We start from the raw sequence: 21789 nt of genomic DNA on the forward strand, positions 1-21789 counted from the left end.
CGGCATGGACGCTTTCCTCGCATCCCCCATCGGCATCCTGGCGCTGACGGTCGCGCAGACCCTGGCGCTGCTGGTGCCGCTGCTGATCGCGGTGGCCTACCTCACCTATGCCGAGCGCAAGGTGATGGCGGCGATGCAGATGCGGAAGGGCCCGAACGTGGTCGGCCCCTTCGGCCTGCTGCAGCCCTTCGCCGACGCGCTGAAGATGCTGCTGAAGGAGACGATCATCCCGTCGGGCGCCAACCGGGCGCTGTTCATCCTGGGCCCGATGCTGACGCTGATCCTGGCGCTCATCGCCTGGGCGGTGATCCCGGTGAATGATGGCTGGGCGATCGCCGACATCAATGTCGGCGTGCTCTACCTGCTGGCCATCTCCTCGCTCGGCGTCTACGGCATCGTCATCGCCGGCTGGGCCTCGAACTCCAAGTACGCCTTCCTCGGCGCGCTGCGCTCGGCGGCGCAGATGGTCTCCTACGAGGTCTCGATGGGCCTCGTCATCGTGACCGTGCTGCTCTGCGTGGGCAGCCTGAACCTGAGCGAGATCGTGCGCGCGCAGAAGACGGTGTGGTTCGCCATCCCGCTCTTCCCGATGTTCGTGATCTTCTTCATCTCGACGCTCGCCGAGACGAACCGCCCGCCCTTCGACCTGGCCGAGGGCGAGTCGGAGCTGGTGGCGGGCTTCATGGTGGAATACTCCTCCATGACCTACGCCCTGTTCTTCCTGGGCGAATACGCCAACATGATCCTCATGTCGGCGATGACCAGCATCCTGTTCCTGGGTGGCTGGCTGCCGCCGATGGACATCGCGCCCTTCAACTGGGTGCCGGGGCCGATCTGGTTCATCCTCAAGATCATGCTCTGCCTGTTCACCTTCATCTGGGTGCGTGCCACCTTCCCGCGCTACCGGTACGACCAGCTGATGCGACTGGGCTGGAAGATCTTCCTGCCCTTCAGCCTGGTCTATCTGGTGCTGACGGCCTTCGTGCTGAAGCTGACGGGGTGGCTGCCGGTATGAGGTGCCCTGTCGCGATGATGACGCTTGTCGATATGAGTGGCGCGGGCTACCCCCGCGCGGCGAGGTGAGAAATGGCAACGCTTGACCGCGTGGCGCGCAGCCTGCTGCTGACCGAGCTGGCCTCGGGCATGGCGCTGACGCTGAAGTATTTCTTCAGTCCGAAGACCACGATCAGCTACCCCTTCGAGAAGACCGCGCTCTCGCCCCGGTTCAAGGGTGAGCACGCGCTGCGCCGCTACCCCAACGGGGAGGAGCGGTGCATCGCCTGCAAGCTGTGCGAGGCGATCTGTCCGGCGCTGGCCATCACCATCGAGGCCGAGCCGCGCGAGGATGGCAGCCGCCGCACCACGCGCTACGACATCGACATGACGAAGTGCATCTATTGCGGCATGTGCGAGGAAGCCTGCCCGGTCGATGCCATCGTCGAGGGGCCGAATTTCGAGTTCGCGACGGAGACGCGCGAGGAGCTGATCTACAACAAGGATCGGCTGCTCGCGAATGGCGACCGGTGGGAGCCGGAGATCGCCAAGCGCCTCGAGCTCGACGCGCCCTACCGCTGAGTTCCGCGGCGGGGGCGGTCCGGTCCGTGCCTCCCCCGCGGCTTTCCTTCACGGCCCCGTCCTCCTGCCAGGACGGCTCTCTCGGAACGGTGCCATGATGCTGCATCTGCACGCGGGCGGGCTGCGATGATCGCCGCACTCGCCTTCTATGTCTTCGCGGCCATCCTGATCGCGTCCGCGGTCATGGTGGTGACCAGCCGCAACCCCGTGCACAGCGTGCTGTTCCTGATCCTGGCGTTCTTCAACGCCGCGGCGCTGTTCCTGATCGCGGGGGCCGAGTTCCTGGCGATGATCCTGGTCATCGTCTATGTGGGCGCGGTCGCGGTGCTCTTCCTCTTCATCGTCATGATGCTGGACATCGATTTCAGCCGCATGCGGGAGGGGCTGCAGCGTTACGCGCCGATCGGCGCCGTCATCGGCGGCATCCTGTTCCTCGAGCTGCTCTTCGTGTTCGGCAGCTGGCAGTTCGCGCCGGACGCCGCCACGCTGCGGCTGAACGCCACGCCGGGCCCAGAGGTGACCAACACCGAGGCGCTGGGCCAGCTGATCTACACGGACTACATCTACCTGTTCCAGGTGGCCGGGCTGATCCTGCTGGTGGCGATGATCGGCGCCATCGTGCTGACGCTGCGCGACAAGCCGGCCAACAGCAAGCGGCAGGATATCGGCGTGCAGGTGGCGCGGGCCGAGGCGGTGAAGCTCGCCAACCCGCCCTCGCGCGCCGGCCTCGGCCAGCTCGGCATCATCCGCCGGCCGCTGCCGGAGGCGCCGAAGCCCAAGGCGGTGGGCCACGACCACCACGACCATCACGGCGGGGGGCACCACTGAGATGCTGACCATCGGTCTTGGCCACTACCTGACGGTGAGCGCCATCCTCTTCGTGCTGGGCGTGCTGGGCATCTTCCTCAACCGGAAGAACGTCATCGTCATCCTGATGTCGATCGAGCTGCTGCTGCTCTCGGTGAACCTGAACATGGTGGCCTTCTCGGCCGCCCTGCAGGACCTCACCGGCCAGGTCTTCGCCCTGTTCATCCTGACCGTGGCGGCGGCCGAGGCGGCCATCGGCCTGGCCATCGTCGTCATCTACTTCCGCAATCGCGGCAGCATCGAGGTGGAGGATATCTCCACCCTGAAGGGTTAAGCCCATGTATGTCGGTGCGGTTTTCTTCCCGCTGCTCGGTGCCTGCATCTCCGGCTTCTTCGGCCGCTGGATCGGCGACAAGGCGGCGCAATGGGCCACCGTGATCTGCATGGCGCTGGCCGCCATCTGCGGCGTGAGCGCCTTCATCCAGGTCGCCTACGGCCATGCGCCGGCCACGCTGGAGATCGCCACCTGGCTCGATGTCGGCGGGCTGCAGCTCTCCTGGGCGCTGCGCTACGACACGCTGGCGGCGGTGATGGTGGGCATGGTGACGGTCGCCTCCACCATGATCCACCTCTACAGCGTCGGCTACATGTCGCATGACCCGACGCAGCCCCGCTTCTTCGCCTATCTCTCGCTCTTCACCTTCATGATGCTCATGCTGGTGACGGCCGACAACCTGCTCCAGCTCTTCTTTGGCTGGGAGGGCATCGGCCTCGCGAGCTACCTGCTGATCGGCTACTGGTACGAGAAGGAGAGCGCCAACCGCGCGGCGATGAAGGCCTTCATCGTCAACCGCGTGGGCGACCTCTTCTTCATGCTGGGCATGGGCCTGACCTTCTGGACCTTCGGCAGCATCGAGTTCAACACCATCTTCCAGGGTGTCGAGGCGGCGCGTCAGGTCACCTTCGCCGGCTTCCCGGTGGTCGAGGTGATCGCGCTGCTGTTCTTCCTGGGCGCCATGGGCAAGTCGGCCCAGATCGGCCTGCACACCTGGCTGCCGGACGCGATGGAGGGCCCGACCCCCGTCTCCGCCCTCATCCATGCGGCGACGCTCGTCACCGCCGGCGTGTTCCTGATGGCGCGCATGTCGCCCGTCGTGGAGTACGCGCCGAACGTGCTGGGCTTCATCACCTTCATCGGCGCCACCACGGCCTTCTTCGCCGCCAGCGTCGGCATGGTGCAGAACGACATCAAGCGGGTCATCGCCTACTCGACCTGCTCGCAGCTCGGCTACATGTTCTTCGCCATCGGCGTCGGCGCCTACCAGGCGGCGGTGTTCCACCTCTTCACCCACGCCTTCTTCAAGGCGCTGCTCTTCCTCTCGGCGGGCTCCGTGATCCACGCCATGTCGGACGAGCAGGACATCCGCAAGATGGGCGGCATCTGGAAGAAGATCCCGGTCACCTACGCCATGTTCTGGATCGGCTCCCTGGCGCTGGCCGGTGTGCCCTACTTCGCCGGCTACTACTCGAAGGACTTCGTGCTGGAGGCGGCCTATGCCGGCCATGGCTGGACGGCGAAGTACGCCTTCCTCATGGGCATCGTCGCCGCCTTCATGACGGCCTTCTACTCCTGGCGCCTGATCATCCTGACCTTCCACGGCACGCCGCGCGCGGACCATCACACGATGGAGCACGTGCATGAGAGTCCGGCGGTCATGCTGATCCCGCTCTTCGGGCTGGCGGTCGGCGCGCTGTTCGCCGGCGCCTACTTCTCCGGCGACTTCGTCGGCCACCATTGGGCCGAGTTCTGGAACGGCTCGATCGTCAACGCGCCGCACAACCACATCATGCACGAGGCGCACGAGGTTCCCTCCTGGGTGCCGCTGGCGCCGACGGTGGTGGGCGTCGCCGGCATCGTCCTGGCCTATGTGCTGTACATGTTCCTGCCGCACCTGCCGGGGCGCATCGCCGCGGCGGTGCCGGGGCTGTACCGCTTCCTGCTCAACAAGTGGTACTTCGACGAGCTGTATGACCGCGCCATCGTCCAGCCGCTGCGCCGCCTCGCCGTGCAGCTCTGGAAGGTGGGCGACGTCAAGATCATCGACGGCATGCCGAACGGCGCCGCCAGCCTCACGGCGCAGGCCTCCGGCCGCGTGGTGCGCTTCCAGACGGGCCGCGTGGCGAACTACGCCTTCGCCATGATCATCGGCCTCGTCCTCTTCGTCAGCATCTTCCTGTTCGGGGTCGGCCGATGAACGCCGCGGGTTTTCCCCTGCTCTCGCTGCTCACCTTCCTGCCGCTGGTGGGCGCGGGCATCATCCTGTTCGTGCGGGGGGAGGAGGCGGTCGTCGCCTCCAACGCCCGCTGGACGGCGCTGTGGACCAGCCTGATCACCTTCGGGCTCTCGCTGATCCTGTGGTTCCAGTTCGACAAGAGCACGGCGGACTTCCAGTTCGTCGAGCAGATGAGCTGGATGCCGGAATTCGGCCTCGGCTACCACATGGGCGTGGACGGCATCTCGGTGCTGTTCGTGCTGCTCTCGACGGCGCTGACGCCGCTCTGCATCCTCTCCTCCTGGGAGGCCATCCAGAGCCGGGTGCGTGAATACATGATCGCCTTCCTCGTCCTCGAGACGATGATGGTCGGCATGTTCGCCTCGCTTGACGTGGTGATGTTCTACATCTTCTTCGAGGGCGTGCTGATCCCGATGTTCCTGATCATCGGGGTCTGGGGCGGCGCGCGGCGGGTCTACGCCGCCTACAAGCTGTTCCTCTACACGCTGCTCGGCTCGCTGCTGATGCTGCTGGCCATGCTGGTGCTGTGGTACCAGGCCGGCACCACCTCGATCCCCGCCATCTTCGAGCTGACCATCGCGCCCAGCACGCAGATGTGGCTGTTCCTGGCCTTCTTCGCCTCCTTCGCCGTGAAGGTGCCGATGTGGCCGGTGCACACCTGGCTGCCGGATGCGCATGTCGAGGCGCCGACCGCCGGCTCCGTCATCCTGGCGGGCGTGCTGCTGAAGATGGGCGCCTACGGCTTCCTGCGCTTCTCGCTGCCGCTGCTGCCGCAGGCCACCGAGTGGTTCGCGCCGCTGATCTTCGCCCTCTCCGTCGTCGCCGTGGTCTACACCTCGCTGGTGGCGCTGGCGCAGGAGGACATGAAGAAGCTGATCGCCTATTCCTCGGTCGCCCATATGGGCATCGTGACGATCGGCATCTTCACCCTGAACCACCAGGGCATCTCGGGCGCCATCTTCCAGATGCTGAGCCACGGCGTCGTCTCCGGCGCGCTCTTCCTCTGCGTGGGCGTGCTGTACGACCGGGTGCACTCGCGCGAGATCGCCCGCTATGGCGGCGTCGCCAAGATCATGCCCAGCTACGCCATGGTGTTCATGCTGTTCACCATGGGCTCGGTCGCGCTGCCCGGCACCGCCGGCTTCCCGGGCGAGTTCCTGGTCATCGTCGGCGCCTGGCATGCCAACCCCTGGGTGGCCTTCGGCGCCGCCCTCGGCATGATCCTGGGCGCGGGCTACATGCTCTACCTCTACCGCCGGGTGGTGTTCAGCAAGATCACGCGCGAGGACCTGAAGGCCCTGCTGGACCTCAGCCCGCGCGAATACGTCACCTTCGCGCCGCTGATCCTGCTGACGCTGTGGATGGGCATCTACCCGTCTTCCTTCCTTTCCTTCTTCGAGGCCAGCGTGGCGGCCCTCGTCTCGCGGCATGAGGCCGCGATGGCGCTGCCGCGCCTGGCCGGGATGTGACCGGCATGAACTGGACCCTCGTCCTCCCCGAGCTGGTGCTGGCGCTTGCCGGGCTGGCGGCGCTGGTCGCCGGCGTGCTGCCGAAGCGCGACACCAGCTTCGCCATCAACATGGGCGTTTTCGGCGCCATGCTGCTGGCCGCCGTGCTGGTGATGGCGCAGCCGGAGGGCACCGCCTTCGCCGGCCAGTATGTGTCGGACGCCTTCACCCGCTTCATGAAGCTCCTCGTGCTGGCCGGCGCCGCGCTCGGCCTGCTCGTGGCGATGGACTGGAACGTGAAGGAGGGGCTCGCCAAGTTCGAGTTCCCGCTGCTGCTGCTGTTCAGCAGCCTCGGCATGATGGTCATGGTCTCGGCCAACGACCTGATCGCGCTCTATCTGGGCCTCGAGCTGCTCTCGCTCTCGCTCTACGTCATCGCCGCCTTCAACCGGGACAGCGAGCGCTCGGCCGAGGCGGGGCTGAAATACTTCATCCTGGGCTCGCTGGCCTCCGGCCTGCTGCTCTATGGCGCGAGCCTCATCTATGGCTTCGCCGGCTCCACCAATTTCGACCGCATCGCCGATGCGGTGAGCGCCACCGAAGGCGTGCCCTTCGGCCTGGTGGTGGGCCTCGTCTTCGTGCTGGCGGCGCTGGCCTTCAAGGTCTCGGCCGTGCCCTTCCACATGTGGACGCCGGATGTCTACGAGGGCGCGCCGACCCCGGTCACCGCCTTCTTCGCCTCGGCGCCCAAGGTGGCGGCCATCGCGTTGCTCACCCGCGTCGCCGCCGGCCCCTTCGGGGAGCTGGTGGAGCAATGGCAGCAGGTGCTGATCCTGGCCTCGCTGGGCTCCATGATCCTCGGCGCGCTCGCCGCCATCGGGCAGAAGAACATCAAGCGCCTGATGGCCTATTCCTCCATCGGCCATATCGGCTACGCGCTGATGGGCCTGGCGGTGGGCAGCGACCTCGGCATCCGCGGCCTGCTGCTCTACATGGCCATCTACCTCTTCACCAATGTCGGCGCCTTCGCCGTGCTGGTGGCCATGCGCCGCAACGGCCGCGCCCTGGAGGGGATCGACGACCTCGCCGGCCTCGGCAGGACGGACCCCGCCATGGCGCTGGCCATGACGGTGTTCATGCTCTCCATGGCCGGCATCCCGCCGCTCGCCGGCTTCTTCGGCAAGCTCTACGTCTTCCTGGCGGCGGTCTATGGCGGCTACTGGACCCTGGCGGTGGTCGGCGTGCTCACCTCGGCCGTCTCCGCCTACTACTATCTGCGCGTCATCAAGGTGATGTACTTCGATGCGGGCGAGGCGCTGGATGCGCGCCCGACCAGCCTCTCCGTCGTCCTGGCGGGGACCGGGCTGTTCACCGTGTTCTTCTTCGCCTTCCCGGCGCCCTTCCTGGCCGCGGCGCAGGCGGCCGTGGCCGCTCTGGTGGGGTGAGGGTGACGGGCGCCGCCCGCGCGTGGCGTCTGCGCGTTCATGACGAACTGGCCAGCACGCAGGATGGCGTGCTGGCCGCCGCCCAGGCGGGCGAGCCGGAGGGGCTGGCCATCCTGGCCCGCCGGCAGAGCGCCGGGCGCGGCACGCAGGGGCGGTCCTGGCGCTCGCCCGAAGGCAATCTCTACCTCTCCTTCCTGTTGCGCCCCGAGGGCTCCGCGCGGGAACTGCCGCAATGGTCGCTGCTGATGGCCGTCGCGCTGGCCGAGGCCTTGGCGCCGCTGCTGCCGGATCCGGACCGCCTGCGCCTGAAATGGCCCAATGACGTGCTGCTGGATGGTGCCAAATGCGCCGGCATCCTCACCCAGGCTGCGCCGGGGGAGGGGGGAGGCATCGCCTGGCTGGTCTTCGGGATCGGCGTGAACCTGGCCGAGGCTCCGCTTCTGCCGGACCGGCCCACCGCCAGCCTGCGCCAGACCGGCGTCACCCCGCCCGAGCCGGTCGCCTTTGCCTGGTCGCTCCTGTCCTCGGTGGATCGCTGGCGCGGGACTCAGGCCATGGAAGGCTTTGCCCCCGTGCGGGAGGCCTGGACGGCACGCGGCCCGGCCCTGGGCGCCACCCTGAGGCTCAGCCGGCCGGAAGGCGGCTTCGAGGGCCGCTATCGGGGCCTGTCGGACGATGGCTGCCTTTTGCTGGACACCGCCTCCGGCCGCCGCGCCCTGGCTTCGGGCGAGGTTCTGGCGGCGCCAGCCATGGGTGCATGAGCAGCGCCGTCCGCAATCCGTGATTGGTCCAGACCGCGTTCTGCCGATGCATTTGGCCCCGGGCTGGGGTTATGTGAACAAGATGAGACGGGAACGGGCGCGACTCAGGCCTGTTGAGGCCTCGACGGCGTGGGTTTGCGGCAGCGCCACCGGCCTGGATGGCCGCTGCGGAGGCAAGACGCGGCGCGCCCCATCTGAGGAGCGGCGGTTGGCTTTTCCGCCGCTGCGCCCCATTTGTTCTTTTACGAGTTTGCCTGACGCGCCAGGGCCCCGGAAGGGCGCTGGACTGACGAGGGCCAAGGAACCTGCCCCTTGGGGCAAGACTTCATGAACATCACCACTGGCGAGCATCAATGAACAATAACGGAGACTTGGCCTTCATCCCGCTCGGCGGGACGGGGGAGATCGGCCTCAACCTGAACGTCTATCGCTGCGACGGGCAGCTTCTGGCGATCGATTGCGGCATCGGCTTCGGCGGGGCTGAGCAGCCCGAGGCGGAAGTTATGGTGCCTGACCCCGCCTGGCTGGCCGAACGCCGCGACAAGCTGCTGGGCCTGGTCATCACCCACGCGCATGAGGACCATCTCGGCGCCGTCGCGCCGCTCTGGCCGCAGCTGCGCTGCCCCGTCTATGCCAGCCCCTTCGCGGCCGCCGTACTGCGCCGCAAGCTGGGCGAGGCCGGGCTGATGGGGCAGGTCAAGCTCATCACCGTGCCGCTCGGCGGCACGCTGCAGCTGGGGCCGTTCGGCTTGCAGTTCATCCGCGTCACCCATTCGGTGCCGGAGCCGCAATCCATCGCCATCCGCACGCCCTATGGCACGGTGCTGCACACCGGCGACTGGAAGCTGGACCCCGACCCGCTGGTGGGCGAGCCGACCGACGAGGCGGCCTTCGCCGAGCTGGGCCGGGAAGGCGTGCTGGCCATGGTGTGCGACAGCACCAACGCCCTGGTGGAAGGCCATTCCGGCAGCGAGGGCGAGGTGCGCCGCAACCTCACGGCGCTGATCCGCCAGCTCAAGGGCCGTGTCGCCGTCACCTGCTTCGCCACCAATGTGGCGCGGGTGGAATCCATCGCGCTGGCCGCCCAGGCGGCGGGGCGCAAGGTGGCGCTGTTCGGCCGCAGCCTGCGCAATGCCGAGGCCGCCGCCCGCGAATGCGGCTACATGCGCGAGGTGCCGCCCTTCATCCACGAGGATGATGCGGACGACGTGCCGGACGACCAGCTGCTGATCATCTGCACGGGCAGCCAGGGCGAGCAGCGCTCGGCCATGTCCAAGATCGCCGCCGACACCCACCCCCGCATCTCGCTGGGCGAGGGGGACACGGTGATCTTCTCCTCCCGCATGATCCCGGGCAATGAGCGCGCCATCCTGCGCATGCAGGACGAGCTGGCCCGCGGCGGCTGCCGGGTGATGACGGCGGACGACCACATGGTGCACGTCTCCGGCCACCCGGCGCGGGACGAGCTGAAGCGCCTCTACAGCCTGGTGAAGCCGCGCTTCGCCGTGCCGGTGCATGGCGAGTGGCGCCACCTGCAGGAGCATGCCGCGCTGGCCCGCGAGATGGGCGCCACGCCGGTGCTGGTGGAGGATGGCGACGTGCTGCGCCTCGGCCCGCTTTCCGGCAACGCCACGCCGGATGTGGTGGAGGGGGTGCCCACCGGCCAGCTGGCGCTGGATGGCGAGAGGCTGCTGCCGCTGGAAGGCGGCGTGCTGGGTGCGCGGCGGCGGATGCTGTTCAACGGCATCGTCATGGCCTCGCTGGCGGTCGATCAGTCGGGCCGCGTGCTGGGCAACCCGGTGGTTTCCGCCCCCGGCCTGTTCGACATGGGCGACAGCGAGCCGGGGCAGATTGCCGACGAGCTGGCCCGCGCCGTCTCCGACATGCCGCCCGCCCTGAAGCGGGAGGACGACACGCTGCGCGACGCCGCCCGCACCGCGCTGCGCAAGGCGATGGGGCGCCGGCTGCGCAAGCGGCCGAGCGTCGAGATCCACCTGCTCCGGGTCTGAACGCAAAAAGCTGAGGGGGTGCTCCCCTCAGCTTTCTTTCTTCTTTTTCTGAAGAAAAAGAAGCAAAAAGACTTCTCTTGTCTGGCGTTTCGCGATCAGCAAGCAAGCGCCAAACTGACAAAAGTTTTTTGGTTCTTTTTTCAAAAAAGAACGTCACTCCAAGCACTTCTTCAGGCCGCGACCACCTTGCCATCGCGCAGGGTGACGACGCGATCCATGCGGGCCGCCAGTTCCGGGTTGTGGGTGGCGATCAGCGCCGCCACGCCGGCGCCCCGCACCGCCTCCAGCAATTGCGCGAAGACCCGGTCCGAGGTGGCCACGTCCAGGTTGCCGGTCGGCTCGTCGGCCAGCAGCAGGCCGGGGCGGTTGGCGAGCGCGCGGGCGATGGCCACGCGCTGCTGCTCCCCGCCCGAGAGGCGGCCGGGGCGATGCTGCTCGCGGCCTTCCAGGCCGAAGCCCGCCAGCAGTTCCTGGGCGCGTTGCGCGGCGGCCTTCTCGGCGGTGCCGAGCGCCATCTGCGGCAGCACCACATTCTCCAGCGCCGTGAATTCCGGCAGCAGGTGGTGGAACTGGTAGACGAAGCCGATGTTGCGGCCGCGCAGCGCGCTGCGCGCCTCGTCGCCCAGCGTGCCGGCGGCGCGGCCGTCGATGAACACCTCGCCGCCATCCGGCTTCTCCAGCAGCCCCGCCAGGTGCAGCAGGGTGGACTTGCCGGTGCCCGAGGGCGCCACCAGCGCCACGATCTCGCCCGCCCGCAGCACCAGATCGGCACCGCGCAGCACGGGCAGCTCGCCCGCCTCCGTGCGGTAGCGCCGCTCGACGGCGGCCAGGCGCAGCCTTGGCTCATTCATTGCGGAGCGCCTCCACCGGGTCGGTGCGCGCGGCGCGCCAGGAGGGGTAGAGCGTGGCCAGGAGGGAGAGGCCGAGGCCCATCAGCACCACCTGCGTCACCTCGCTCGGGTCCACCACCGCCGGCAGGCGGGTGAGGAAATACACCTCCGGGCTGAACAGCTGCGTGCCGGTAAGCGATTGCAGGAACTGCCGGATGTGCTCGATGTTGAGGCAGAAGACCAGCCCGAGGCCGAAGCCGATGGCGGTGCCGAGCACGCCGATCGAGGTGCCGCAGAGCAGGAAGATGCGCATCACCGCGCCGCTGGTGGCGCCCATGGTGCGCAGGATGGCGATGTCGCGCCCCTTGTCCTTCACCAGCATGATCAGCGAGGAGACGATGTTGAACGCCGCCACGATGATGATGAGGGTGAGGATGAGGAACATGACGTTCCGCTCCACCTGCACGGCGGCGAAGAAGGAGGAATTGGCCGCCTGCCAGTCCAGCACCCGCACGGGGGTGGGGGAAAGCGCCTGGGTGATCTCGCGCGTCACCGCCCGCACATTGTCCGGGTCCTGCACGAAGACCTCGATCTGCGAGGCGGCGTCGCGCATCTGGAAGTAGAGCTGCGCGGCGGGGAGGGGGAGGAAGACGTAGGAGCTGTCATACTCGTTCATCCCCGCCTCGAACATCGCCACCACCGTGTAGGCGCGCAGGCGGGGCACGGTGCCGATGACGGTGGCGCGGCCCTGCGGCGAGACGAGCGTCACCTTGTCGCCGATCCGCAGGCCGAGCTTCTGCGCCAGCCGCGTGCCGACCAGGATGGCGTCCTCGCCCTGGAAGGCGTCGAGGGAGCCGGCGCGGATGTTGCCCGCCAGCAGCGGCCGGGCGCGCAGATCCTCCGGCTTGATGCCGCGGGCGAGGCCGCCCGTGGCGCCGCCGGCCTCGCTGGTCAGCAGCACCTGCCCCTCGACCAGCGGGGTGGCGCTGGCCACCCCCGCAAGCTGCCGCACCCGCTCGGCGATGTCGTCATAGTCCCGCAGGCCGCCGGGGCCCGCGGCATGGATGCCGAGATGCCCGTTCAGTCCCAGGATGCGGCCCAGCAATTCCTGCCGGAAGCCGTTCATAACGCTCATCACGATGATCAGCGTGGCGACGCCGAGCGCGATGCCCACCAGCGAGAAGCCGGCGATCACCGAGACGAAGCGCTCGCCCTTGCGCGCCCGCAGGTAGCGGAACGCGACCTTCCGTTCGAACGCCCCGAACATGCCGCCCCTTACTTCCCGAGGATCTGCGCCAGCGCGGCCTCGATCGAGACCTCCTGGCGCTCGCCCGTGGCGCGGCGCTTCAGCTCGATGATGCCGTTGGCGGCGCCGCGCGGGCCGATGATGGCCTGCCAGGGATAGCCCGCCAGATCGGCGTCGTTGAACTTCACGCCGGCGCGCTCGGGGCGGTCGTCATACACGGCCTCCTGGCCGAGCGAGGCGTAGAGCTTCTCGCACAGCGCGTCGGTCGCCAGGTCGCCGGACTTCAGGTTGAGGATGGCGCAGCGGAAGGGCGCCACCGCGTCCGGCCACTTGATGCCGGCCTCGTCGTGGTTCGCTTCGATCAGCGCGCCGAGCAGGCGGGAGACGCCGATGCCGTAGGAGCCCATCTGCGGCACCAGCGGGTTGCCGTCCGGCCCCGCCACGGTCAGGCCCATCGACTTCGAGTACTTGTCGCCGAAATAGAAGATATGGCCGACCTCGATGCCGCGGGCCGAGACCTGGTTCTCCGCGCCGATGGCGTTCCAGGCCGCCTCGTCATGCATCTCGTCGGTGGCGGCGTAACGGCTGGTCCAGAAATCGACGGTGGGGTTCAGGTCGCCCTCGTAGTCGGGCTTCTGGGCCAGCACGTCGAATTCCAGCAGGTCCTTGTGCAGGTAGACCTGGCTCTCGCCCGTCTCGGCCAGGATGATGAACTCGTGGGACAGGTCGCCGCCGATGGGGCCGGTGTCCGCGCGCATCGGGATGGCCTTCAGCCCCATGCGGGCGAAGGTGCGCAGATAGGCCACGAACATCTTCTTGTAGGAGAGGCGGGCGGCCTCGGCGTCGATGTCGAAGGAATAGGCGTCCTTCATCAGGAACTCGCGGCCGCGCATCACGCCGAAGCGGGGGCGGATCTCGTCCCGGAACTTCCACTGGATGTGGTAGAGGTTGCGCGGCAGGTCGCGGTAGGACTTGGCGTAGGACTTGAAGATGTCCGTCACCATTTCCTCGTTGGTCGGGCCGAAGAGCATCTCGCGCTCATGCCGGTCCGTGATGCGCAGCATCTCCTTGCCATAGTCGTCGTAGCGGCCGGACTGGCGCCAGAGCTCTGCGCTCTGGATCGTCGGCATCAGGATCTCCTGGGCGCCGGCGGCGTCCTGCTCCTCCCGCACGATCTGGCTGACCTTCTGCAGCACGCGCAGGCCGAGCGGCAGCCAGGCATAGATGCCGGCGCTGGTCTGCCGGATCATGCCGGCGCGCAGCATCAGCTTGTGCGAGGCGATCGAGGCCTCGGCGGGGATTTCTTTGAGGGTCGGCAGGAAGGCGCGGGAGAGGCGCAAGGGATTCAGCTCCGGTCGGACTACGGCCGGCGGAAGGTAAGGGCGCGGCGCCGGATGCGCCAGGGGGAGAGGGGCAAGGTGTCTTGCTCCATGCTGCGCCGCAATAAAAATACGATTAATTCACGGTTGACGACATTTTTCGATGATCGTTCCGGCTTTTTGCTTGGAATGTCGTCGCCCGGGCGATACAAACAGAAAAAAGGGCCACACCCCGAAAGGTGCGGCCCGAGTTTAGGGAGGAAACGCCAGTCACACGGCAGGAAGAGAACCAGCTCTCTTCCTGGGACTGATGGTGCAGCGCCCCCTCTGGCGCCGCAACGCAAAATCACCCGTCAATCGCCATAAAAATAGGCGCCTGCAACGCATCTGCCCAGAAGCGGGCAGATGCGGTTCTTTTTCTGGCCTGACAGCCTAATTGGTAGGCATAGCCAGCCAGCCTTCGCGGAAGCTCAGCCAGGGGCTGTTGATCACCCATGCCAGCCCGGCCCAGATGACGGCCGAGATGAGGGTGGTCAGGAGCGCCTTCTTCAGCAGGCCGGGCGCCTGCGGCGCACCGCGCCAGCCGCCCGTGGCGGTGTCGCCCTCGCTGTCGGGCTGAACGCCGATCGGCAGCACGGCGAAGAGCACCGTCCACCAGACCAGGAAATAGACCACAAAGCCGGTGAACCAGTTCATCGCCGCGCTCCCTGCCGCATGGCGGCGGAGATAGGCGCTTCCCGCTGTCTCGGCCAGGGGCGGGGTGGCCGGCGCATGGCCGCCCGCCCCGGCTGGGCCATCCCCCCGCCGGGGCGGCCGTGCTAGAAAGGCGGCATGACCGACAGCTTCGTCCATCTGCACACCCATTCCGCCTATTCCCTGGCCGAGGGGGCGATCAAGGCGGAGAAGCTGGCCGAGCTGGCGCGGGCGGACGGCCAGCCGGCCGTGGCGTTGACCGACACGGCCAACATGTTCGGCGCGCTGGAGTTCGCCAAGGCCTGCGCCGGCAAGGGGGTGCAGCCCATCATGGGCTGCCAGCTCTGGCTCTCCCGCTCCGCCGCCGACCCGCGCCCCGAGGTGCTGCGCCTGGCGCCGGATTGCGTGGTGGCGCTGGCCACCAACGCGCAGGGGCTGGAGAATGTGCAGCGCCTCTCCTCGCACGGCTTCCTGCGGGACGATCCGTCGGGCAAGCCGGCCATCACGCTGGAATTGCTGCAGCAGCACGCGGCGGGGGTGTTCCTGCTGACGGGTGGCACCTGCGGCCCGCTGGGGCGGCTGCTGCAGGAGGGCAGGCGCGACGCCGCGCGGCACCTGCTGGACGCGCTGAAGGAGAGCTTCGGCGACCGGCTGGCGGTGGAGCTGACCCGGCACGGGCTGGAGGTGGAGCGCGGGCTGGACCCCGCCCTGGTGGCGCTGGCCGATGCCGCCGGGCTGCCGATCGTCGCCGGCAACGATGTCTACTTCGCCAAATCCGGCATGTACGAGGCGCATGACGCGCTGCTCTGCATCGCCGAGGGGCGGACCCTGGCCGAGCCCGACCGCCGCCGCCTGACCGCCGAGCACTATTTCAAGTCGGCCGCCGAGATGCGCCGCCTCTTCGCCGACCTGCCGGAGGCCTGCGACAACACCCTGGCCATCGCCCGCCGCTGCGCCATCATGGCCGAAAGCCGCAAGCCGGAGCTGCCCATCTGCCCCAAGGTGCAGCCTGGCATGACCGAGGCCGAGACGGTGCGCGACATGGCCGCCCGCGGCCTGGAGGCGCGGCTCGACGCCCAGGGCACCCCCGCCACGCCGGAGGCCCGCGCCGTCTACCGCGACCGGCTGACCTTCGAGCTGGACGTGATCGAGAAGATGGGCTTCTCGGGCTACTTCCTGATCGTGGCGGACTTCATCCAGTGGGCGAAGGGGCAGGGCATCCCGGTGGGGCCAGGGCGCGGCTCGGGCGCCGGCTCGGTCGCCGCCTGGGCGCTGCTGATCACCGACCTCGACCCGCTGCGCTTCGGCCTGCTCTTCGAGCGCTTCCTCAACCCCGAGCGCGTCTCGATGCCGGATTTCGACATCGACTTCTGCCAGGAGCGGCGGGACGAGGTGATCCAGTATGTCCGCCGCGAATATGGCGAGGACCGGGTGGCGCAGATCATCACCTTCGGCCGCCTCCAGGCCAAGGCGGTGGTGCGCGACGTCGGCCGCGTCATGGGCATGCCCTATGGCCAGGTGAACAAGATCGCCGAGCTGATCCCGTTCAACCCGGCCAAGCCCGTCACGCTCCAGCAGGCGATCGACGGCGAGCCGCGGCTGCAGGAGATGCGCGAGGCGGACGAGACGGTGGAGCGGCTGATGGAGACCGCCCTGGTGCTGGAGGGGCTCTACCGCAACGCCTCCACCCATGCGGCGGGCGTGGTGATCGGCCGCAAGCCGCTGATCGACACGGTGGCGCTCTACCGCGACCCGCGCTCGGACATGCTGGTGACGCAGTACTCCATGAAATACGTGGAGAACGCCTCCCTGGTGAAGTTCGACTTCCTCGGCCTCAAGACGCTCACCGTGCTGCAGCGGGCGGTGGAGATGCTGGCCGAGCAGGGCATCGAGATCGACCTCGCCACCCTGCCGCTGGACGACAAGAAGACCTACGAGATGCTGGCGCGCGGCGATTCCGCCGGGGTGTTCCAGTTCGAAGGCCAGGGCATGCGGGACTGCCTGCGCATGATGCGCCCCGACCGCTTCGAGGACCTGATCGCCGCCGTCTCGCTCTACCGCCCCGGCCCGATGGCCAACATCCCGGCCTATTGCGCCCGCAAGCATGGCGAGCCCTGGGAGCCGGTGCACCCGGCCATGCGCCACCTGGTCGAGGAGACCTACGGCATCCTGGTCTACCAGGAACAGGTCATGCAGATCAGCCAGGACGTGGCCGGCTACAGCCTCGGCGGCGCCGACCTGCTGCGCCGCGCTATGGGCAAGAAGATCCGCTCCGAGATGGAGGCGCAGCGCAAGATCTTCGTCGATGGCGCGGTGAGGAACGGCGTGCCGGAGGCCAAGGCGGGCGAGATCTTCGACCTGATGGAGAAGTTCGCGGAATACGGCTTCAACAAGTCGCACGCCGCGGCCTATGCGCTGGTCGCCTATCACACGGCCTATCTCAAGGCGAACTACCCGGTGGCCTTCCTGGCCGCCTCCATGACCTTCGACATGGACAAGACGGAGAAGCTGGCCAACCACATGCAGGAGGCCGCCCGCCTCGGCATCCCTGTCCTGCCGCCGGACGTGAACCGCTCGGCCGCCGATTTCCGCACCGAGATCCGGGAGGAGGACGGCAAGCCCTGCATCCGCTTCGCCCTGGCCGCGGTGAAGCGCGTCGGCATGCAGGCGATGAAGGACATGGTGAAGGCGCGGGACGGGAAGGGGCCGTTCCGCTCCATCGCCGACTTCGCCCAGCGCGTGGACCCCAAGCTGCTGAACAAGATGCAGCTGGAGAACCTGGCCCGCGCCGGCGCCTTCGACAGCCTGGAGAAGAACCGGGCCCGGATGACCGCGAGCGCCGAGGTGATCCTGCGCCGCGCCCAGGCGGCCGCCGAGGAGCGGACCTCCAGCCAGATCGGCCTGTTCGGCGGCGGGGATGCGAAGCCCGAGCCACTGCGCATGCCGCAGGTGAACGAATGGCCGGAACTCGAGCGGCTGAGCCAGGAGGCGGAGGCGGTGGGCTTCCACCTCTCCGCCCACCCGCTCGACACCTACAAGGAGGTGCTGCGCAAGCTGCGCACCACGCCCATTGCCCAGCTCCAGATGCGGGCCGAGGCGGGGGCGGGCATGCTCAAGATCGCCGGCACGGTGGTGAACAGCAAGGAGCGCACCACCCGCACCGGCAGCCGCATGGCCTGGGTGCGGCTCTCCGATTCCTCCGGCAGCGTGGAGGTGACGCTGTTCTCCGAGACGCTGCTGAAGAACCGGCCCCTGCTGGTGGAGGGCACCGCGCTGCTGATCACGGCCGAGGCGCGGATGGATGGCGAGAACCTGCGCCTGACCGCCCAGGCCGTGGAATCGCTCGACAAGGCGGCGAGCGGGGTGGGGCAGATGCTGCGCCTCGGCATCGAGGACATGGCGGCGGTGGAGCCGATCCGCGCCCTGCTGGCGCGCGAGGGGCAGGGCAAGGGCACCGTCATCCTGGTGCCGCGCCTCGCCGAGGGGCAGGAGGTGGAGGTGATGCTGCCCGGCCGCTGGAACGTCTCGCCCCGGCTGACGCAGGAGATGAAGGTGCTGCCCGGGGTGGTCGCGCTCTCCGCGCCGCCGGGCTGACGCCCCGGGCCGAAGCCGGCGGGCCAGGGGCTGCAGGGCCGATAGGGCTTGCGGCGGGGCGCCGGTTGCGCCATATGGCCCGCGCCGGCCCGGGTCCGTTCCCCAGGCCGGTCATTCCGCACGCGGTGCGCCCTTCCGTCTCCGGGCGAGCAGGGTCCGGTCCCGGGGAGACATCCCGGGCTTAGCGCCGCGGAGGCTCAACCGGACGTGACGTGAAGGACCGCCCCCATGGCGATGCCCGAAGTTTCCCTGCGCCAGCTGCTCGAGGCCGGTGTCCACTTTGGCCACCACACCCGCCGCTGGAACCCGCGGATGGCGCCGTACATCTTCGGCGTGCGCAACCAGGTGCACATCCTGGACCTGCAGCAGACCGTGCCGATGCTGGACCGCGCGCTGCGCACCGTGCGCGACGTGGTGGCCGGCGGTGGCCGCGTGCTGTTCGTCGGCACCAAGAAGTCCGCCGCCGAGTACGTGGCCGAGGCCGCGACCCGCTGCGGCCAGTACTACGTGAACCACCGTTGGCTCGGCGGCATGCTGACCAACTGGAAGACCATCACCGGCTCCATCAAGCGCCTGAAGCAGATGGACGAGCAGCTCGGCGGCAACACCCAGGGCCTCACCAAGAAGGAGGTCCTGATGCTGACGCGCGAGCGCGAGAAGCTCGACCGCGCGCTGGGCGGCATCCGCGAGATGGGCGGCCTGCCGGACATCATCTTCGTCATCGACGTGGTGAAGGAGAAGCTGGCGATCGAGGAGGCCAACAAGCTCGGCATCCCGGTTGTCGCCGTGGTCGACTCGAACGCCGATCCGGAGGGCGTGGCCTTCCCGATCCCGGGCAATGACGACGCCATCCGCGCCATCAACCTGTATTGCGACCTGATGGCCGCCGCCGTGTTCGACGGCATCAGCGCCGAGCTGCAGGCCTCCGGCGTCGACATCGGCGCGGGCGAGGACCTGCCGGTGGACGACCTGGCGGGCATCGACGGCGCCGTGGCCGAGGGTGTCGAGGGCGCGGCGGTGGCCGAGGCCGAGGCGGCCGTTGGCGGCCCGGACGCGCCGGTGGCGCCCCAGGCCTGACGCAGACCGCCTGAACCAGACCGCGAGACAGGAGCATCCCCATGGCTGAGATCACCGCCGCGATGGTGCGCGAGCTGCGCGAGAAGACCGGCGCCGGCATGATGGACTGCAAGAAGGCGCTGGTGGAGAACGGTGGCGACACCGAGGCCGCCATCGACTGGCTGCGCAAGAAGGGCCTTGCCGCCGCCGCCAAGAAGTCCGGCCGCGTGGCCGCCGAAGGGCTGATCGGCACCGCCACCGGCCCGCAGGTGGCCGGCATGGTCGAGGTGAACGCCGAAACCGACTTCGTGGCACGCAACGAGCTGTTCCAGAACTTCGTCTCCGAGGTGGCCGGCCTGGTCCTCTCGGTGGGCGAGGATGTGGAGGCGCTGAAGGCGGCCACCTACCCCGGCACCACCCACACGGTGCAGGACGAGCTGACCCGCCTGATCGCCACCATCGGCGAGAACATGACGATCCGCCGCGCCAAGCGCTTCACCGTGCCGTCCGGCGCGGTGGCGACCTATGTCCACTCGGCGGTGAAGCCGGGCCTGGGCAAGATCGGCGTGGTCGTGGCGCTCGAGGCCGCCTCGGAGATCGAGGCGCTGGAGACGCTGGGCCGCCAGATCGGCATGCACGTCGCCGCCACCCGCCCGGAGGCGCTCGACATCTCCGCGGTGGACAGCTCCGCCCTGGAGCGCGAGCGGTCGGTGCTGACCGAGCAGGCCCAGGCCTCCGGCAAGCCCCCCGCCGTCATCGAGAAGATGGTCGAGGGCCGCATCCGCAAGTACTACGAGGAAGTGGTGCTGCTGGAGCAGGTCTGGGTGCATGACGGCGAGAGCCGCGTGAAGGCCGTGGTGCAGAAGGCCGGCGCCAAGCTGACGGGCTTCGCCCGCTTCCAGCTCGGCGAGGGCATCGAGAAGCAGAGCAGCGACTTCGCCGCCGAGGTCGCGGCGGCCGCCGGCACGGTCTGATCCGCGCCTGACAGGGAGGGGCGGGGGCACGGCCATACGGCCGTCGCTCCCGCCTTTCCGCATCCGCCCGCCGCTGCGGCGCCAGTCGCGCGGGATGTGCGATTTCCCGCCGGAGCGGCCGGGAAGTGCCACGCTCCCGATGCCGTGTGCTTGCCGCGCACCGGCCCGCTGCCTATCGTGCCGCGCTCCTGCGCACCCTGCCCCCTGATGCTGGAACCGAACCGATGCCGAGCCCGATCTACAAGCGTGTCCTGCTGAAGCTCTCGGGCGAGGCGCTGATGGGGACCCGCGACTACGGGCTGGACAACGCCACCGTCCGCGCCATCGCCCAGGACATCAAGGGCGTGGTGGCGCTCGGGGTCGAGGTCTGCGTGGTGGTGGGGGGTGGCAACATCTTCCGTGGCGTGGCCGGCGCCTCCTCCGGCATGGAGCGCGCGCAGGCGGACAGCATGGGCATGCTGGCCACCGTGATGAACGCGCTGGCCATGCAGAGCGCGCTGGAGCGGGCCGGGGTGCCCACCCGCGTACAGTCCGCCATCCCGATGAGCAGCGTCTGCGAGCCCTTCATCCGCCGCCGGGCGGAGCGGCACATGGAGAAGGGGCGGGTGGTGATCTTCGCCGCCGGCTCGGGCAACCCCTTCTTCACCACCGACACCGCCGCCGCGCTGCGCGCCGCCGAGATGCGCTGCGACGCCCTGTTCAAGGGCACGCAGGTCGATGGCGTCTATTCCGCCGACCCGCGCAAGAACCCGAATGCCGAGCGCTACGTCACGCTCACCTACCTCGACATGCTGGCGCGCGACCTGGCGGTGATGGACGCCGCCGCGATCAGCCTGGCGCGCGAGAACAAGCTGCCGATCATCGTCTTCAACATCCACGAGCAGGGTGCCTTCACCGCCGTGATGCAGGGCGAGGGCCGCTTCACCACCGTCGTGGATCAATAAGAGAGAGAAGGAGGCCCGCGCCATGGCCGCACCTGCCGATCTGAGCACGCTGAAACAGGACCTGGCCCGCCGCATGGACGGCGCGATGGAGTCGCTGAGGAAGGAATTCTCCGGCCTGCGCACCGGCCGCGCCTCGCCGGCGCTGCTGGAGCCGATCCGCGTCGAGGTCTATGGCTCCAACCAGCCGCTGAACCAGGTGGCCAATGTCTCCGTCTCCGGCCCCTCGATGCTCTCCGTGCAGGTGTGGGACCGCCAGGCCGCCAAGGCGGTGGAGGTGGCCATCCGCGATTCCGGCCTCGGGCTGAACCCGCAGGCCGAGGGCCAGGTGATCCGCGTGCCGCTGCCGCCGCTGACCCAGGAGCGGCGCAACGAGCTGGCCAAGCAGGCCGCCAAGTATGCCGAGGCCGCCAAGGTGGCGGTGCGCGGCGTGCGGCGCGACGGCAACGAGCAGATCAAGGGCTGGGAGAAGAAGTCCGAGATCGGCAAGGACGAGGCGGCGAAGTGGTCCGACGAGGTGCAGAAGCTGACCGACCAGATGATCAAGAAGGTCGACGAACTGCTCGCCGAGAAGGAAAAGGACATCAAGGCGGTCTGAGGACGTCCTGGAACAGCGTGGCAGCATGAGCGCGGCGCCTCTCAACCAGACTCTGGCCAGCGGCGCCGTGGCGGCGCTGGCGGAGACCCCTTCCTCCCAGACGGCTGGTCCCCAGGGTGGGCCCCTCCATGTGGGCCTCATCATGGACGGCAACCGCCGCTGGGCGCAGGCACGGGGCCTGCCGCGGGCGCTTGGCCAC

The 21789-nt window shown here is 68.6% G+C and carries 18 protein-coding genes; 14 read left to right on the forward strand and 4 right to left on the reverse strand.

What is annotated here, in order from left to right; translation table 11 throughout:
• Positions 1-4: 4 nt before the first annotated feature.
• The 9 genes from nuoH (at position 5) to ACZJYS_RS05135 (ending at position 10339) form a co-directional block, all read left to right on the forward strand.
• Positions 5-1015 carry an NADH-quinone oxidoreductase subunit NuoH gene (gene nuoH / locus ACZJYS_RS05095; RefSeq protein ID WP_109515050.1) on the forward strand — a complete coding sequence of 337 codons (1011 nt, stop codon included), beginning with the start codon at positions 5-7 and terminating at the stop codon, positions 1013-1015.
• Positions 1016-1086: 71 nt separating this feature from the next.
• A complete protein-coding gene (gene nuoI / locus ACZJYS_RS05100; RefSeq protein ID WP_109515051.1) occupies positions 1087-1575 on the forward strand; it encodes an NADH-quinone oxidoreductase subunit NuoI in 489 nt (162 codons plus the stop codon).
• Positions 1576-1701: 126 nt separating this feature from the next.
• Entirely contained in the window at positions 1702-2403 is a 702-nt protein-coding gene (locus ACZJYS_RS05105) for an NADH-quinone oxidoreductase subunit J (RefSeq protein WP_109515052.1), read from the forward strand.
• Position 2404: 1 nt separating this feature from the next.
• Entirely contained in the window at positions 2405-2716 is a 312-nt protein-coding gene (gene nuoK / locus ACZJYS_RS05110; protein ID WP_181377956.1) for an NADH-quinone oxidoreductase subunit NuoK, read from the forward strand.
• A gap of 4 nt (positions 2717-2720) precedes the next feature.
• Positions 2721-4637 (forward strand): NADH-quinone oxidoreductase subunit L, encoded by a 1917-nt coding sequence (nuoL, locus tag ACZJYS_RS05115; RefSeq protein ID WP_379649149.1) that lies wholly within the window; start codon positions 2721-2723, stop codon positions 4635-4637.
• A complete protein-coding gene (locus ACZJYS_RS05120) occupies positions 4634-6145 on the forward strand; it encodes an NADH-quinone oxidoreductase subunit M (protein WP_379649147.1) in 1512 nt (503 codons plus the stop codon). Before nuoL ends, ACZJYS_RS05120 begins: the two co-directional genes overlap by 4 nt.
• 5 nt (positions 6146-6150) lie before the next feature.
• Positions 6151-7569 carry an NADH-quinone oxidoreductase subunit NuoN gene (gene nuoN, locus ACZJYS_RS05125; protein ID WP_109515055.1) on the forward strand — a complete coding sequence of 473 codons (1419 nt, stop codon included), beginning with the start codon at positions 6151-6153 and terminating at the stop codon, positions 7567-7569.
• 2 nt (positions 7570-7571) lie between these two features.
• Positions 7572-8330, forward strand: coding sequence for a biotin--[acetyl-CoA-carboxylase] ligase (locus ACZJYS_RS05130; protein ID WP_493176258.1), 759 nt, complete (start codon positions 7572-7574; stop codon positions 8328-8330).
• Between the two features lie 353 nt (positions 8331-8683).
• Positions 8684-10339 (forward strand): ribonuclease J, encoded by a 1656-nt coding sequence (locus tag ACZJYS_RS05135; RefSeq protein ID WP_109515057.1) that lies wholly within the window; start codon positions 8684-8686, stop codon positions 10337-10339.
• A gap of 170 nt (positions 10340-10509) precedes the next feature.
• On the opposite strand, the gene ACZJYS_RS05140 is transcribed toward ACZJYS_RS05135, so the two are convergent.
• The 4 genes from ACZJYS_RS05140 to ACZJYS_RS05155 form a co-directional block, all read right to left on the reverse strand.
• Entirely contained in the window at positions 10510-11190 is a 681-nt protein-coding gene (locus ACZJYS_RS05140) for an ABC transporter ATP-binding protein (RefSeq protein WP_493176260.1), read from the reverse strand.
• Positions 11183-12436, reverse strand: a complete 1254-nt coding sequence (locus ACZJYS_RS05145; protein ID WP_109515059.1) for a lipoprotein-releasing ABC transporter permease subunit — start codon at positions 12434-12436, stop codon at positions 11183-11185. Before ACZJYS_RS05145 ends, ACZJYS_RS05140 begins: the two co-directional genes overlap by 8 nt.
• A gap of 8 nt (positions 12437-12444) precedes the next feature.
• On the reverse strand, positions 12445-13755 hold the full coding sequence (gene proS, locus ACZJYS_RS05150) for a proline--tRNA ligase (protein ID WP_379649142.1): 1311 nt from the start codon (positions 13753-13755) through the stop codon (positions 12445-12447).
• 411 nt (positions 13756-14166) lie between these two features.
• Entirely contained in the window at positions 14167-14430 is a 264-nt protein-coding gene (locus tag ACZJYS_RS05155) for a DUF1467 family protein (RefSeq protein WP_109515061.1), read from the reverse strand.
• Positions 14431-14565: 135 nt separating this feature from the next.
• Here ACZJYS_RS05155 and dnaE point away from each other — a divergent pair, with 135 nt between their 5' ends.
• From dnaE to frr, 5 genes are all read left to right on the forward strand, one after another.
• Entirely contained in the window at positions 14566-18021 is a 3456-nt protein-coding gene (gene dnaE, locus ACZJYS_RS05160) for a DNA polymerase III subunit alpha (RefSeq protein ID WP_493176263.1), read from the forward strand.
• A 228-nt stretch (positions 18022-18249) separates the two neighbouring features.
• Entirely contained in the window at positions 18250-19098 is an 849-nt protein-coding gene (gene rpsB, locus ACZJYS_RS05165) for a 30S ribosomal protein S2 (protein ID WP_245906035.1), read from the forward strand.
• A 41-nt stretch (positions 19099-19139) separates the two neighbouring features.
• A complete protein-coding gene (gene tsf, locus ACZJYS_RS05170; protein ID WP_379649137.1) occupies positions 19140-20051 on the forward strand; it encodes a translation elongation factor Ts in 912 nt (303 codons plus the stop codon).
• 224 nt (positions 20052-20275) lie between these two features.
• Positions 20276-20995: a UMP kinase gene (gene pyrH / locus ACZJYS_RS05175; RefSeq protein WP_109515064.1), complete on the forward strand. Its 720-nt coding sequence runs from the start codon at positions 20276-20278 to the stop codon at positions 20993-20995.
• 22 nt (positions 20996-21017) lie between these two features.
• Entirely contained in the window at positions 21018-21590 is a 573-nt protein-coding gene (frr, locus tag ACZJYS_RS05180) for a ribosome recycling factor (RefSeq protein ID WP_379649132.1), read from the forward strand.
• Positions 21591-21789: the final 199 nt, after the last annotated feature.

Source organism: Roseomonas sp. TS2 (genome assembly GCF_058833935.1).